General features: G+C 66.1%; 10 protein-coding genes. 2 read left to right on the top strand and 8 right to left on the bottom strand.

Annotation, left to right across the window (positions count from 1 at the left end):
* Positions 1-102: 102 nt before the first annotated feature.
* From NMQ14_RS05030 to NMQ14_RS05055, 6 genes are all read right to left on the bottom strand, one after another.
* On the bottom strand, positions 103-297 hold the full coding sequence (locus NMQ14_RS05030; protein ID WP_257094064.1) for a DUF1289 domain-containing protein: 195 nt from the start codon (positions 295-297) through the stop codon (positions 103-105).
* Positions 294-1,205, bottom strand: coding sequence for a hydroxymethylglutaryl-CoA lyase (locus NMQ14_RS05035; RefSeq protein ID WP_257094067.1), 912 nt, complete (start codon positions 1,203-1,205; stop codon positions 294-296). The genes NMQ14_RS05030 and NMQ14_RS05035 overlap by 4 nt, the downstream gene beginning before the upstream one ends.
* Entirely contained in the window at positions 1,205-1,999 is a 795-nt protein-coding gene (locus NMQ14_RS05040) for an enoyl-CoA hydratase-related protein (protein WP_257094069.1), read from the bottom strand. Before NMQ14_RS05040 ends, NMQ14_RS05035 begins: the two co-directional genes overlap by 1 nt.
* Complete coding sequence (locus NMQ14_RS05045; protein WP_257094073.1) at positions 1,996-2,373, bottom strand: hypothetical protein; 378 nt, start codon at positions 2,371-2,373, stop codon at positions 1,996-1,998. Before NMQ14_RS05045 ends, NMQ14_RS05040 begins: the two co-directional genes overlap by 4 nt.
* Positions 2,363-2,932, bottom strand: coding sequence for a TIGR00730 family Rossman fold protein (locus NMQ14_RS05050; protein ID WP_257094074.1), 570 nt, complete (start codon positions 2,930-2,932; stop codon positions 2,363-2,365). The genes NMQ14_RS05045 and NMQ14_RS05050 overlap by 11 nt, the downstream gene beginning before the upstream one ends.
* Before the next feature lie 116 nt (positions 2,933-3,048).
* The gene (locus NMQ14_RS05055; RefSeq protein ID WP_257094076.1) at positions 3,049-3,375 is read right to left on the bottom strand and encodes a hypothetical protein; all 327 of its coding nucleotides are present in this window, start codon (positions 3,373-3,375) and stop codon (positions 3,049-3,051) included.
* A gap of 251 nt (positions 3,376-3,626) precedes the next feature.
* Between NMQ14_RS05055 and NMQ14_RS05060 the strand changes: the two genes are divergently transcribed.
* Positions 3,627-4,673: an MBL fold metallo-hydrolase gene (locus NMQ14_RS05060; RefSeq protein WP_257094078.1), complete on the top strand. Its 1,047-nt coding sequence runs from the start codon at positions 3,627-3,629 to the stop codon at positions 4,671-4,673.
* A gap of 24 nt (positions 4,674-4,697) precedes the next feature.
* A complete protein-coding gene (locus tag NMQ14_RS05065) occupies positions 4,698-6,530 on the top strand; it encodes an alpha/beta hydrolase (protein ID WP_257094080.1) in 1,833 nt (610 codons plus the stop codon).
* 28 nt (positions 6,531-6,558) lie between these two features.
* Here NMQ14_RS05065 and NMQ14_RS05070 read toward each other — a convergent pair whose 3' ends face one another.
* Both NMQ14_RS05070 and NMQ14_RS05075 read right to left on the bottom strand, forming a co-directional pair.
* Positions 6,559-12,237, bottom strand: a complete 5,679-nt coding sequence (locus tag NMQ14_RS05070) for an Hpt domain-containing protein (protein WP_257094081.1) — start codon at positions 12,235-12,237, stop codon at positions 6,559-6,561.
* On the bottom strand, positions 12,234-14,327 hold the full coding sequence (locus NMQ14_RS05075) for a methyl-accepting chemotaxis protein (RefSeq protein ID WP_257094082.1): 2,094 nt from the start codon (positions 14,325-14,327) through the stop codon (positions 12,234-12,236). The genes NMQ14_RS05070 and NMQ14_RS05075 overlap by 4 nt, the downstream gene beginning before the upstream one ends.
* Positions 14,328-14,401: the final 74 nt, after the last annotated feature.

The following is a 14,401-nucleotide window of genomic DNA, read 5'->3' on the forward strand; positions in this document are numbered from 1 at the left end:
GGTGCAGGATGATACGCTTGCCCGCGAGTATCCTGCGCCCGCCGAGCCGGCACCGGCGGCGCCGGCTGGCAGCCCGCGCAAACTGAAGTCGGGTTGAATCGCTCACGGGCCCTCCGTCGGCGTGATCCGCAGGTGCCCGGCCGCTTCGCGCCGACCGATATTTGCCAGGATCTGCAGGCGATGGCTGTCTGTTGTCGAGCCCCAACAGGCAATTTCATCGCGCGAACGCAGGCAGCCCAGGCAAAGCGCCGTGGCGGGATCGAGCTGGCAAACGCCAGTACAGGGTGAAGTGATCATGTGGGGCGTCCTGAGTTCAAGGCACGGGCCACGCGCGACGCGACCGGGCGGTCGAGTTGCGCGCTGATCCAGTTCGCCACATCCACCAGTTTCCGTAGATCGACACCGGTGTGCACGCCGGCATCATCGAAGAGATAGACAAGATCTTCAGTCGCAACGTTTCCGGTCGCGCCCGGCGCAAACGGACAGCCGCCCAATCCGCCGACCGAGGCGTCGAATACCGTCACGCCGGAAAGTGCCGCCGCATGGACATTTGCTGCGGCCATGCCCCAGGTGTCGTGGAAATGACCGGCGAGCCGCTCCGGTGGCACGCGACGTACCACGCAGTCGATCAGCGCGCGCACCCGGAAAGGGCTGCCGACGCCGGTCGTGTCACCGAGGCTCACTTCGTGGCAGCCCATGGCAATCAGTTCGGCCGCCAGCGTTGCAACGGCTTCATCGCTGACCGCCCCTTCGTACGGGCAACCCAGGACGCACGACAGGTAGCCGCGCACCCGCAGACCTGCATCGTGTGCACGCACCGCCACGCGCGCCAGGCGGTCCATCGATTCGTGGATGCTGCAGCCGGTATTGCGTTGCGAGAAGGTTTCCGACACGGCGGCAAAGATCGCGATGTCGGTGCAGCCGGCCACCAGTGCGGCATCGAGGCCGGTTTCGTTGGGTACCAGGCAGGTGTAGCTGACACCCGGCCGTCGGTCGAGCTGCTGCATCAGTTCGCCGCTGCCAGCCATATTGGGCACGCGGCGCGGCGATACGAAGGCACCGGCTTCAATGTCGCGCAGACCGGCATCCGACAGCCGGCCGATCAATGCGAGCCGGCGCTCGACATTCAGCGCGACCGCTTCGTTCTGCAGGCCGTCGCGCGGACCGACCTCGACGATGCGCACAGCAGCGGGTAGCGCCGCCATCACGAACTGCCAACCGGCACCCAGCCGGGATGACGTCGCCCGAACAGCGCGTCCAGTCCTTCCTGCGCTTCGGCGCCTGCGTCGAGCCGGTGTTCGATGTCCACCGCCTGATCGAGCGTCTTCTCGTCCACCCGCGGCCGGCCGAGCGCTCGCACGAGAGATTTGACCTGCTGTTGCGCGCGCGGTCCGCCGAGCAGCAGCGCATCGACGACTTCCCCGATCGCATCATCGAGTTGTTCTGCCGAGGCGGCCAGTTCCGACAGCAGGCCGATGCGATAGGCCTCGGATGCAGAAAATCGCTCGCCGGTCAGGAAATATCGGCGCGCGCGCTGCGGACCGACTGCGCCGATCACGTATGGGGCGATGACGGCCGGTACACGACCGATATGCACGGCTTCGAACGAAAATTCGGCATCGAAACTGGCGATGGCAATGTCGCATGCGGCGATCAGGCCGGCACCCAGCCCGTAGGCCGGGCCCTGCACGCGTGCCACCACCGGTCGCGGGCATTCGGCGACGCTGCGCAGCAATCGTGCCGACAGCGCCGGCTCGACGGCGATCAGGCCGCTGCGTTCAAGTTCGAGCGGATCGGAGCCGACGCTGAAACTGTCGCCCAACGCCGACAGGACGATGGTGCGCACGCCGGGCCGTGCGACCAGATCGTCGATGGCCCCGATCAATGATTCCGCGAGCGAAGCGTCGAGCAGATTGTGCGCATGCGGACGGTTCAGCGTGACGATGCCGATTCCGGCATCGATTTCCGTCAGCACCAGCGCGTCAGCATGGCGCGTCATTGCGGGTCTCCCTGTACCAGCGTGCCGCCGAGCGCGCGCAGCGGAGCGCCCAGTTCGAAGCCGGGCATCACGACTTCCTCGTCTACGGCATACAGCTGGCAGGGCAGGCCGTGTGCCTCGCAACGTGCCAGTGCGTCAGTCACCGCGCTTTCGCCGGCATTCCAGGCCCAGTCGCCATTCATGTTCAGCGCAAAGGCGCGCGGGCGGAGGCCGGTGCGCAGGAAGCGGCTGTACCCTGCACGACCGCTTTCGGTCAGCAATGGCACCGCCTGCACCAGGTCGACCGGGCGCACCTGTACATTCTGGGCAGCGCCGGCGGCGGACATGCCCGCGCAGGCGCAGGCGAACAGCAGGCGCGTGAGATCAGGCTTCATGCAGCGAATTCTCACCGGAAACGACGGCGGACAGCAGACGATCGAGCAGGCGCTGCGCCTCGTGCTCGGACGGCATGAGCTGCCGGTGCGCAGCGCTGAGAAAACCTTCCTGCACTGCATGATCGAACATCGCGAGCAGCGGGTCGAAGTAGCCCGCTGTGTTCAGCAGGCCGCACGGCTTGCAATGCAGCCCCAGCTGCGCCCAGGTGAGAATTTCGCACAGTTCGTCCAGTGTTCCGAAGCCGCCGGGTGCGGCGATGAATACGTCCGCCAGTTCCGCCATCAGCGCCTTGCGTTCGTGCATGCTGCCCACCACGTGAAGCGTGCTCAGCCCGCTGTGGGCGACTTCGCGATCGAGCAGGTGACGCGGACTGACACCGATCACCTCGCCGCCCGCCGCCAGCGTCGCGTCGGCGATGATGCCCATCAGACCGATATTGCCGCCACCATAGACCACGCCGTGGCCGGCGCGCGCGATCAGCGTGCCCAGCTCGGCGGCGGTGTCGCGATAGAGGGGGCGGTCACCCTCGCGGGAGCCGCAGAACCCACAGACGCGCATCGGACAAGACGAATTCGGGTTGGAGAAAGCGTGCAAAGGCGAGTATGCCCGGCCTCGCGTGCCCTGCGCAGGGCACGCGAGGCCGGGCGCAAAGTTTTCCGGATCCGGATCGGTTCTCAGTCGAGAAATTTTGCCCGGACAATACGCCACTCCTGCGGCCCGTCGAGCGTACGCGAACAGCCGAGCGGTACCGGCTCGGCGCCCGGCTTCATCTCCGTCTTCGAGCGGTCGCCGGTGCCCACATCCATGTGAAAGCGGTCGAGCCACACCATCACGGTGCGCGTCGGATGGCTGTTGGCAACGAGCAGCTGCACCGAGTTGCGTGACACGCAATTGCCGGCGAAATCCTGGCTGAAGGTAACGAACTTCGTCGGGTCTTCGTCCTCGGCCCACACCACTGGGCCGCTCAGCACGAGCAGCAGCGCACACATCGTTTTCCGCATCGTTTCCTCCGGATTCATGGACCATCAGGCGATCCTCGGATCTCTGATGCCGGCCAGCCGCCGGTGTTCCGTGCCTTGATCCGCAAGTCTAGGGTCTGTCGACATTAAATTGCGGTTCGTGATTCATGGCAACAGACCCGGGCAAGCCCGCCGTCGCGTTCCGGAAGCGGGTTCGATATTGCACTGCACAATGCATGATCGTTTCGGGTTACCATTCAAGGAATTCAACGCCTTGGACTGCGCTGCCCATCGTGTCTGCTCTCGAACCTCATCCCGCGATCGCTCCTCCGCCCGGCTGCATGGTGCAGGTGGCGCGCGGCGTCCACTGGTTGCGCATGCCGGTCGCTTTCGCGCCCGGCCATGTGAATCTGTGGGCGATCGAGGACGAGGCGGGGGATGGCGTCGACAACGGACCATGCTGGACCCTGGTGGACGCAGGTTTTCCCGACGACGCGACGCGCGCCAACTGGACCGCCGCCCTGACCGGCGACCTCGCCGGTCGCCCGGTGCGGCGCATCCTGATCACGCACTGCCACCCCGACCACTTCGGTCTGGGCGAGTGGCTCGCGAAGCAGACGGGTGCTCGCATCTGGATGTCGCTCGGCGAATACATGACGGCGCAGGCCTGGTTCGGCACCGTACCGGCGTCGGACCGGGGTCTGATGGCGGATTTTTTCGTCCTGCACGGCCTGGCTGCCGGACACACCGATGCCATGCGCAGTGAAAGCGGGCGTTACCGGCAGGTCGTCGGCGAACTGCCGCTGGCGATGCGGCGCATCTTGCCCGGCGAAACCCTGCGCATCGGCGGTGACGACTGGACCGCCATTGCCGGCTACGGTCACTCGCCGGAGCATCTGTCCTTTCATCGTGCGAGCGATCCGGTACTGATCGCCGGTGACATGCTGTTGCCGCGGATTTCGCCCAATACACCCACGCTGGCCTACGAGCCGGAGGTGGACGCGGTCGGCCAGTACCTCGATTCGATCGAACTTTTTCGCGCGCTGCCCGACAACACCGTGGTGCTGCCGGCGCACGGCGATCCGTATGTCGGCATCGGCGCACGCGTGGACGCGCTTCAGGCGCACCATGCAGAACGCCTCGCACTGATCGTGAGCCTGTGCGCCGAACCGCAAACCGCGGCGGCGCTGCTGCCATCGCTGTTCAAACGCGAACTCGACAGTTTCCAGACCCGCTTTGCCATGGGAGAGGTGATTGCCCACCTTAACCACCTGTGGCAGACGGGTCGCCTGCGCCGCTTGCCTGAGCAGGACGGCGTGCTTCGTTACACCCAGCCATAACCAGTTTCCGGGGGAGCCAGAGCCATGAATAAACCAGCCACCAAAGACACCACACAGCCCGAAGCGTCGTCCTTGCCTGATCCGGCAGAGGTCGCCAAGACCTATGCCCAGGTTGCCGAACGTGCGTCCAAGCTGCTCGGTGACCATGTGCAGCGACAGCTCAAGCGCGGCATCACGCCGCCGGCCGACGAACTGGGCATCGCCCAGGCCTTCATGGACATGACGTCGCACCTGCTGTCCAACCCGTACAAGCTGGCGCAGGCGCAGATGGGTCTGGTGTGGGACTACTACACGCTGTGGCAGCAATCGATGCTGAAATTCATGGGTGTCGATGCCGCCCCGGTGGTCACCCCGGTCAAGGGCGACAACCGCTTTCGCGGCGAGGAGTGGCAGAGCCACTTCCTGTTTGATTTCTTCAAGCAGAGCTACCTGATTTCGGCGCGCCACATCCATGACGTGGTGAGCAACGTCGAAGGCATGGACGAACACACGCTGCAGAAGGTCAATTTCTTCACCCGCCAGACCATCAACGCATTCAGTCCGAGCAATTTCGCGCTGACCAACCCCGAAGTGCTGCGCGAAACCGTCCGCAGCCACGGCCAGAACCTGCTGAAGGGCTTCAACAACCTGCTGCGCGACATTGAGGACGGTGACGGCCAGCTGCGTGTGCGCATGACCGACACCACGGCGTTCGAACTGGGCCGCAACGTGGCCACCACGCAGGGCAAGGTGGTGGGCGAAAATGCACTGATGCAGCTGCTGCAGTTCAACCCGACGACCGAACAGCAGTTCAAGCGCCCGCTGCTCATCGTGCCGCCCTGGATCAACAAGTACTACATCCTCGATCTGCGCGACTCGAACAGCTACATCAAGTGGGCGACCGATCAGGGCCACACGGTATTCGTGATCTCCTGGGTCAATCCGGACGAAAAGCTGTCGCAGCTGACTTTCGAGGACTATGTGGAACAGGGACCGCTGGCCGCACTCGACATGATCACGAAGCAGACCGGCGAAACCGAAGTGAATGCCGCCGGCTACTGCCTGGGCGGCACGCTGCTGGCCACCACGCTGGCCTACCTGTCGGCGAAGAAAGACAAGCGGATCGCCAGCGCGACCTTCTTCACCACGCTGATCGACTTCTCCGAACCGGGCGAACTGGGCGTGTTCATCGACGAGAAGGCGGTCGAAGGGCTGGAAAAGAAGATGTTCTCGCGCGGCTATCTCGAAGGGTCGGAAATGGCCGGCACCTTCAACATGCTGCGTTCGAACGATCTCATCTGGTCGTTCGTCGTGAACAACTACCTGATGGGCCGCGAGCCCTTCCCGTTCGACCTGCTGTACTGGAATTCCGACTCGACCCGCATGCCGGCCTGCATGCACAGCTATTACCTGCGCCAGATGTACATCCACAACAAGCTGCGCGAGCCGGGTGGTATCACGGTGCTCGGTGAAGCGATCGACATCCGCAAGATCAAGCAGCCGGTGTATTTCATTTCCGCGATCGAAGACCATATCGCGCCGTGGAAGAGCACCTACACCGGCGCCACGCTGCTGTCGGGCCCGACGCGCTTCGTGCTCGGCGGCTCCGGCCACATTGCCGGCATCGTCAATCCGCCGGCCGCCAACAAGTACGGCTACTGGACCAGTGCCGCACCCAAGCTGGCAGCCGATGCCGACACGTGGCTGGAGGGTTGCACGCAACACACCGGTTCCTGGTGGACCGACTGGCAGCAGTGGGTGACCGCGCTCGATGCCGACATGGTGCCCGCGCGCGATCCGGCAAAGGGCAAGCTGAAGGTGATCGAAGATGCGCCTGGCCGCTACGCCAAGTTGCGTCTGGACACGGCAAAAGGTTGAGCCAGGGGCGCGCAAGGCGCCCTTAACTTCACCGGCGGCCGCTGCCGCCGGTGAAGTCTGCCACCCGCTGCAGCAGGTGGGCCTCGTCGTAAGGCTTGCCGAGATACTCGTTCACACCGATCTCACGCGCATAGGCCTGATGCTTCTCGGCGATGCGCGAGGTGATCATCACGATGGGAATGTCGCGCGTGCGCGCGTCGGCGCGCACCTGCAGCGTCAGTTCGAAACCGTCCATGCGCGGCATTTCGATATCCACGAGCATGACTGCCGGCAGCTTGTCGGCCAGTTTTTCCAGCGCATCGATACCATCCTTGGCCGTGATGACGCGGTAGCCTTCGCGTTCCAGCAGCCGGCTGCTTACCTTGCGCACGGTCAGCGAATCATCCACCACCATGATCAGGGGCGGCAACGCTTCCGGCACTTCCGGCACGGCGCGCACGATGTCGGGTCGGTCGGCCATGCGTCCGATGCGTGAAGCGAGCGACACCGGGTTGATGATCAGCGTGACTTCGCCATCGGCCAGCACGGTGGCGCCGGCGATGCCGGCCAGCCGTGACAGCTGCGGTCCGACCGGCTTGACGACCACTTCCTGGTTGCCGCGCAGTCCGTCCGCCTCCAGCGCCATCAATTCGTTGCCGGCACCGAGCAGCAGCAGCCAGGTGCCGGTGCCCGGCTGGGCCTCGGTATTGCCGAGCAGGCGGGGCAGGTAATGATAGGTGTAGTGGTGGTCCATCCAGTCCTGACCACCGGCCAGACGGAGATCAACCGCTTCGTCATCGCGCAGCTCGTGCGCGTGCTTCACCATCGAAGACGGAATGGCGTAGGTCTTGCCGCCGCTGCTCACCAGCAGTGACTGGGTCACGGCCAGCGTCATCGGCAGCGACAGCCTGAAGCGCGTACCGCGGCCGGCTTCCGATGTGGTTTCGATGCGGCCGCCCAGTGCGGTCGTGGCGTTCCTCACCACATCCATGCCGACGCCGCGGCCGGCCAGTTCGGAAAGTTGTTCGGCAGTCGAGAAGCCCGGCTCGAAAATGAGACTGGTCAGACGCCGCTCGTCGGCCTCCTCGTCTGCGCCGAGCAGCCCGCGCTCGACGGCGCGAGCACGAATGCGTTCGAATGCCAGCCCGCCACCGTCGTCGACCAGTTCGATGACGACCTCGTTGGTTTGCTGGGTCAGGGAAATGACGATTTCGCCGGTTTCCGACTTGCCTGCCGCTTCACGTGTCGCGCGCGGCTCGATGCCGTGGGCCACCGCGTTGCGCAGCAGGTGCTCGATCGGGCCGGTCATCTTTTCCAGCACTTCGCGGTCGAGTTCGATGCGCGTGTTGGTCAGTTCAAGATTGACCTTCTTGCCGGTTTCCTTGGCCGATTGGCGCGCCACCCGGTACAGCCGGTCTTCCAGGGTCGAGAACGGCACCATGCGCACCGACATCAGTGCCTGCGACAGGTCGCGGTTCAGCCGCGCCTGCGACTGGATGGCGGTGTCCGCCGCATCGAGGTTGCGCACCAGGTTGTACTGCACCGTGGTCACGTCGGACAGGCTTTCGGCCATCATGCGCGACAGTTCCTGGAAGCGCGTGAAGCGATCCATTTCGAGCGGGTCGAACTGTTCGTGCTGTGCTTCGGCGGCTGCCATGCGCGACTGCATCTGGCTCTCGGCCTGGATTTCGATCTCGCGCAGCTGGCTGCGCAGGCGCTGCACGTTTTCCGTCAGGTCATTCAGCGAGCCACGCAGCGAGCGCAGCTCGCCTTCGATGCGGGTGCGTGCAATGCTCATTTCGCCGGCTTCATTGACGAAGCGGTCGACCATGTCGGAGCGCACGCGCACCGACGGACGCTCGCGCGGCGCGCCGGCATCGCCCTCGGCCGCGGACGTCGGGGCCACCGCATCCTCGGCTGCCACGGTCTCCGGAGTCAGCGCTTCGCCGCGTTCCAGCTTCGCCACCAGTTCTTCGCAGCGGTCATAGCCGAGGTCGAGCTCGTCGAGCAGCAGCGCGCGATCGTCCGGCGCACAAGGCTGCTCGATCAGCGTCTCCATGCTGTGCACCAGATCGCCGAAGCGCATCACGCCGGCCATACGGGCACTGCCCTTGAGCGTATGCAATTGTCGGCGCAATGCGTCCGAAGCACTCAGCGCGCCGGTGTCGTCGCGCCAGCTGCGCAGTTCGCTGCCGATTTCCCGCAGCAGGTCATGGGCCTCCTCGATGAAGATCGGCAGCAACTGATGATCGATTTCATCCGGCACCACGAAGGCCTGCGCGCTCTCGGCCGGCATGGCGGCGCGGGCTGATGGCAGGCGTGCCAGTTCGAACGGCTGCGCTTCATTGCCGGCTGTCCCGGCCAGCACGTACTCGTCCGGCAGCGCGACCTTCTCGAACGCGGTCACCGCCGGCAGGTCGGCCGCTACGATATCCAGTGCGGGCTCGAACGGGGCGGCCATTTCGTCCGCAGTGTCGAAGGAAGCCCCGGGTTGCATCGGCTCGGGCGCTTCCGCCAGCACTTCCGGCATGCCGCTAGCCGGCATGATGTCCATGCCCGGCAGTTCAAGAACCTGCAGTTCGACTGTCCCGGGCACGACGGTTGCTGCGCCGAACAGCGCGTCAAGCCGTGCGATCAGTTCCGGTGCGGGTGTGGCGATCGCACCCGAACCGATGGCGGCAACCTGGGCTTCCAGCGCGCTGGCGGCGCTGTTCAGCAGCGCGGACTGGTCGGCTTGCGGCGCGTCGCCGCGGGCTTCGCAGCGCAGCAGTGCATGTTCGAGCGAGCGCGCCAGCGCGCTGATGTCTTCCTGACTGACGGTGAGCGAAATGCCGCCCAGCGTATGCGCGGCGAGCAGGCTGTCCTGGCTCGGGCGCAGTGACGGGTTGATGTGCAGTCGCGTCAGTTCGCGCCGCAACGTGGCGACGTGACCACGCGCCTCGGCGAGGAACAGGTCGAACAGCGTGCTGTCGGCGCCGGCATCGAGTGCGCGCTCTTCGGCGTCGATGTCGGACGTGATGTCCAGCGTGCTTTCCGGCGGCGTCAGGTCGACGCCCGGTGCATCGAGGTCGAAATCGAGTTCGAGGTCGACATCGCCGCCCGTGGCGTCCAGCGGTGCGTCCAGCGCGACGATGTTGGTCACCGAATCGAGGCCGGTGTCGGGCTCGAAGGCACCGGCGGTGACCGGCTCGGCGGCCGGCATGTCCGCCTCCAGATCGAAATCGAAGTCGATGTCCAGGTCGAGGTCGCTGCCCGCAACGGCTGCGCCCGGGGCGGCGTCTTCAGCCAGCGCTTCGGCGGCCGGCGCGGCAGCGGGCTCTGTGTCGTGCGTCTGTATCGCGTCGCAGGCCGGCTGCAGCCAATCGTGCTCAGGCGAGCGGGTATCGCCCTGTGACAGCCGGTCAACCCAGCCAGCGAACAGCATGCGCGCGCCATCGAGCAGGTCGAACAGTTCCGGTGTGCCGTCGCGTTCGCTGCCCAGCCAGCGGTTCATGACCTGCTCGACCGCAAACGCCGCCTCGCCCAGATCGCGCAGGCCGACCATGCGACCGCTGCCCTTGAGCGTATGGAAGCCACGTCGCAGCGTGGTCAGCAGGTCCTGGCTGTGCGGCTGCAGGCGGGCGGCATCGGTGCTCGATGCCATCGTGTCCAGCACTTCGCGCGCTTCCTCGATGAAGATTTCGAGCAGTTCGGCGTCGAAATCCTCCTGGCTGGCTTCGGCCAGACGCACCGTATCGGCCGACGGCGCGAGCGACTCGTGCGGCGTCTGGCCGATGCCCTGCACCGCGTCGGCGATAGCGGCATCGGGTACCGCCTCGCCGGCCTTGAGTGCGGCGAGGGCTTCGGTGGCGCGCTGCTCGAGCTTTTCATCGGCGAGCAGTTTGGCGTCCTGCCGGATGGTTTCGAGTGCCTGACGCAGTTCGTCGCGCGTGTGCTCGTCGGCGCCGCCGTGCGACAGCCGGTCGAGCAGCTGAGCCGCTTTCTCGCGTCGGTTCGCAAGTTCCGACTCCACGCTTGCGCCTTCGCCGGCTTCGGCGGCGTCCTGCGCCGCACTGCGCGGGTTCAGGATCAGGTCGAGGTCGGCCGGGCCGTACTGCAGCTTGTCGACAAAGAAGCCCAGGCCGGAGAGCTGGTGCGCAAGGGCTTCGAACTCGCCTTCCACGATTTCATGTTCCGGCTTCGCCATGTCGGCGATCTGCGCCGCTGCGCGACGCACCAGCGATACGGCGGCGTCCTGCCCCAGCATGTTGAGGGCGCCGTCGATCTGCTTCAGCGGGCCGGCCAGCGCCGCCAGTTCGGCCGCGCGCGAGGGATCGCGGAAGTAGCCGTCGAGCTGCTGTTCGACATCGGCCAGGCTGGCCATGATTTCGCGTGCCACCTGACCCATGAACAGCCGTTCCTGCGCGCGGCGCGACATTTCGTCGAACAGCGGGATCTGCATCGCCGGCAGCGCTTCACCGCGGCGCGCTCGCGCGAGACGGTCGATCAGCGTGTCGACCTGGCTCGGCAGGTCTTCGCTCTGCGCGCGGCTGAATTGTTCGACCAGTGCGTCCATCACCAGCAGCGCGGTGGCGACTTCCATCGCCAGGTTTTCGGTGTGCTGCAATGGATCGCGGCGCAGCCACTGGCCAAGGTCGAGCAGCGCGGCAGCGAGGCGCGCCAGATCCGGCTGACCGACGCGGCCCGCCGCGGCGACCACGGCTTCGCATTGTTCATGAAATTGCGGCAGGCCGACCGCCGCCCCGGACGAAAAACGTGTCCATGCATCCTTGCCCTGGCCAAGCGATTCGCGCAGCGCGGCCAGCGCCGGACGCAGGGTGCCGAAGTCGTCGTGGCCGGCGGTGTCGCCGGGTGCCAGCAGTGCGTCGAGCTGATAGGTATCGCGCACCTGACGAATGTGCGGCGTCATCTGTTCGGCGGTGGCGATGAAGTACAGCGAATCGCGCATCAGCCGTTCAGCCACGCCGCGAGAGCCTTCGAGCAGGCGGCGCATCTGCACGTCCATGCGTGCGCACAGTCGCTTGATGAAGAAATCGCCGCGAATGGCGCCCTGTGCAAGACCGTCGGTCAGCGCACCGCACACCCACCAGAAGGCGCGCGTGGCCGGGACCGACTGCATCTGTTCGATGGCACCGATGGCCTGACGCATCTGCGGCAGTCCTTCGCGATCGTCGCGCAGGAAACGCAGCAGGCCACGTTCGAACTGGCTGCGCGCGGCACGCAGCGCGCGCGCGCGGTCGAGTGGAGACAGTTGCGGTGCCGGCTGGGCCGGCGTCGGCGGCCGCAAGGTGAGGTCGGGGAAGAACAGCTCGGACGGCACCACCACCGTTTCGCCGCGCAGCGCCATCAGGTCGCGATACAGCGGCATCAGCCGCATCGGCTGGTCTGCGCCACCTGCAACCAGTTCGTCGAGATGACCGCGCACCGACGCAATGGCGCGCTGGGCGAGCGATGCAGCGCCCCGGCTGCTGGCCAGCCGGCCAGCGTGCCAGTCGGCGAACAACTGTTCGAGCGCGTCGCAGAAATGGGTCAGGCCGTCTAGACCGACGATCGCCAGCGCGCCGCGCGCCTGGTGCAGATGGGTCTGCGCGAACCTGAGCGGCTCGGCACCCGCCTGATGATCTTCGTTGCCGAGTGCTTCGGATGCACGGATCAGCGCCAGATCGATTTCACCGCGGACCCAGATCAGCGGGCCCAGATCCTGATGGGTGGAAGGCGTCGTGTTCATACCTTGAAGCCCGCGACCGAGCCTTTGAGTTCAGCCGCCAGATCGGCCAGCTGTCCGATGGAAAGTGCCGTCTGCTTGGTGCCGACCGTGGTCTGTTCGGTGATGCGCAGGATGCCCTGCATGCCGTGCGCCACCCGGGTCGCCTGTTCTGCCTGCACCTGCGCCGACGACGAAATCGCTTCGATCAGTTCGGTCAGTTCGGTCGATACGGTAGAAATTTCGTCCAGCGCCTGACCGGCCGCATCGGACAGGCGCGCACCCTCGACCACCCCCCGGGTCGAGTTTTCCATCGCGGCGACCGCGTCCTGGGTGTCGGTCTGGATGGTGCGGACAATCGCCGCGATCTGCTTGGTCGCCTCGCCCGACCGTTCGGCCAGCCGCTGCACCTCTTCGGCCACCACGGTGAAGCCGCGCCCGGCCTCGCCGGCGCCCGCGGCCTGAATGGCGGCATTCAGCGCCAGCACGTTGGTCTGTTCGGTAATGTCGGAAATCAGTTCGACGATCTCGCTGATCTCCTGCGACGACTCGCCGAGGCGCTTGATGCGCTTCGATGTTTCCTGAATCTGGTCGCGGATGTCGTTCATGCCGCGGATCGAATTCGACACCGCGTTCGAGCCGTTCTGGGCTGCTGCCAGCGACTGGCGCGCCACCTGCGCCGAGCGGGTGGCCTCTTCCGACACCGCATTCATCGATTTCGCCATGGCCAGCACCGACTGGCCGGACTCGGTCACTTCGCGCGACTGCCGCTCCGCGGCCGTCAGCAACTGGGTCGAAATGCGCTGTGCGGACTCCGACGCTTCCGCCACGCGTCCGGCCGCGTCGTTGATCCGCTTCACCAGCACCGAAAGTTCCTCGATGGTGTAGTTGACCGAGTCGGCGATGGCGCCGGTGATGTCTTCCGAAACCGTCGCGCGCACCGTCAGGTCGCCGTCCGCCAGGTCGCCCATTTCGTTCATCAGGCGCAGGATGGCCTGCTGGGTCGTGTCCTTCTCGCGTTTCGCTTCCTCGCGCGAGCCCTCGACGAGAATGCGCTGCCGGTGCTGGTCTTCGTTGTACGCGCGCACCATCAGGAACACGCTGACCAAGGCAAGCAGCACGCAGAGCGCGGCGCCGAGCGCACGCAGCGCACGGTCTTCGCGTTGTGCCGAATAAACTGCGGCCAGCGCATCGGTCGGGCTCGCCAGCGCCGCAGCGCCGCCGATCAGCCAGAGGCCCGCGGCACGTGCGGCGAGCAGGTCGGCTGGCTTGTCCAGCGCCGTAACCAGCGCGGTCAGGTTCGGCACCAGTTCGTTGTGCGCCCGCACAAAGGCCTCACGCGGCTCGCCCTCGGCGCTTTGTTCGAGTTGGGCTGCGGTGTCGAGCAGCACGGGCAGGGCGCGCTGAAGCGTGTCGAGCGTATCGGCTGACGTCGGCGTGGTTGACGTCAGCGCATGGATCGCCGCCCGGACCTGACCGACGCTGCCGGCGAACAACAGGCTGAGCCCGCCGTCGCGTGCGCCACGCTGGGCAGCGATGCGACCGAGCGCGGCCATCATCGGTGTTGCAGCAGCATCGAGCGCGCGGCCGGCTTCGCCAAGCGCAAGCAGGGTTTTCTGCTGGCCAAGCAGCAGGGCCGCATTGCGGTCCTGGCCGCTCCACGCGGCGTCGATCTGCTGCAGCGCATCCTTTGCGGCGCCGCGGGCGGGCGGCAGCGCCACGCCGTCCGCCTCGCCGCCACGGTTCAATGTGTCGAGCAGCGCCGTAACCGCTGCGCGAGCGGACGAAATCTCGCCCAGCGCACTGGCCTGTCCGGCCAATACCTGCGGCGCTGATTGAGTCACCCCCTGCATCAGCGTGCGCAACTGACCTGCGGCATGGATGTGGGCCGCGTTTTGCCGCGTGCCGCGCCAGTCCTGCCACACCAGTACCGCAGCCAGCGCAATGAACAGCAGGAAGATCACGGCCAGCGCCCGCACCTGCTGGCCGAGCGGCAGGTGGCCGATCAGCGGCAGGCGGCCGCGCAGGAATCCCGCAGCATCCACCGGATTCGACGGCGCGTGGTCGCTGCCGGCCTGCGCAGCGGACTTCAGTCCAGGAATGTTCAACGCCATCGGGACTTTCCTCGGGGACTACGTTGCTTGGGGAGAAAGGCAGGAGACTGGAGCAGCGGCCAGTCCGGAACAGC

Origin of the sequence: Methyloversatilis sp. XJ19-13 (assembly GCF_024580155.1) — a bacterium.
Lineage (GTDB): Bacteria > Pseudomonadota > Gammaproteobacteria > Burkholderiales > Rhodocyclaceae > Methyloversatilis.

Bases quoted from the DNA above. Each gene is read 5' to 3' on its own strand.
- NMQ14_RS05055 (WP_257094076.1), bottom strand. From the start codon at position 3,375: ATGCGGAAAACGATGTGTGCGCTGCTGCTCGTGCTGAGCGGCCCAGTG.
- NMQ14_RS05030 (WP_257094064.1), bottom strand. From the start codon at position 297: ATGATCACTTCACCCTGTACTGGCGTTTGCCAGCTCGATCCCGCCACG.
- NMQ14_RS05075 (WP_257094082.1), bottom strand. From the start codon at position 14,327: ATGGCGTTGAACATTCCTGGACTGAAGTCCGCTGCGCAGGCCGGCAGC.
- NMQ14_RS05040 (WP_257094069.1), bottom strand. From the start codon at position 1,999: ATGACGCGCCATGCTGACGCGCTGGTGCTGACGGAAATCGATGCCGGA.
- NMQ14_RS05045 (WP_257094073.1), bottom strand. From the start codon at position 2,373: ATGAAGCCTGATCTCACGCGCCTGCTGTTCGCCTGCGCCTGCGCGGGC.
- NMQ14_RS05050 (WP_257094074.1), bottom strand. From the start codon at position 2,932: ATGCGCGTCTGTGGGTTCTGCGGCTCCCGCGAGGGTGACCGCCCCCTC.
- NMQ14_RS05035 (WP_257094067.1), bottom strand. From the start codon at position 1,205: ATGGCGGCGCTACCCGCTGCTGTGCGCATCGTCGAGGTCGGTCCGCGC.
- NMQ14_RS05070 (WP_257094081.1), bottom strand. From the start codon at position 12,237: ATGAACACGACGCCTTCCACCCATCAGGATCTGGGCCCGCTGATCTGG.
- NMQ14_RS05065 (WP_257094080.1), top strand. From the start codon at position 4,698: ATGAATAAACCAGCCACCAAAGACACCACACAGCCCGAAGCGTCGTCC.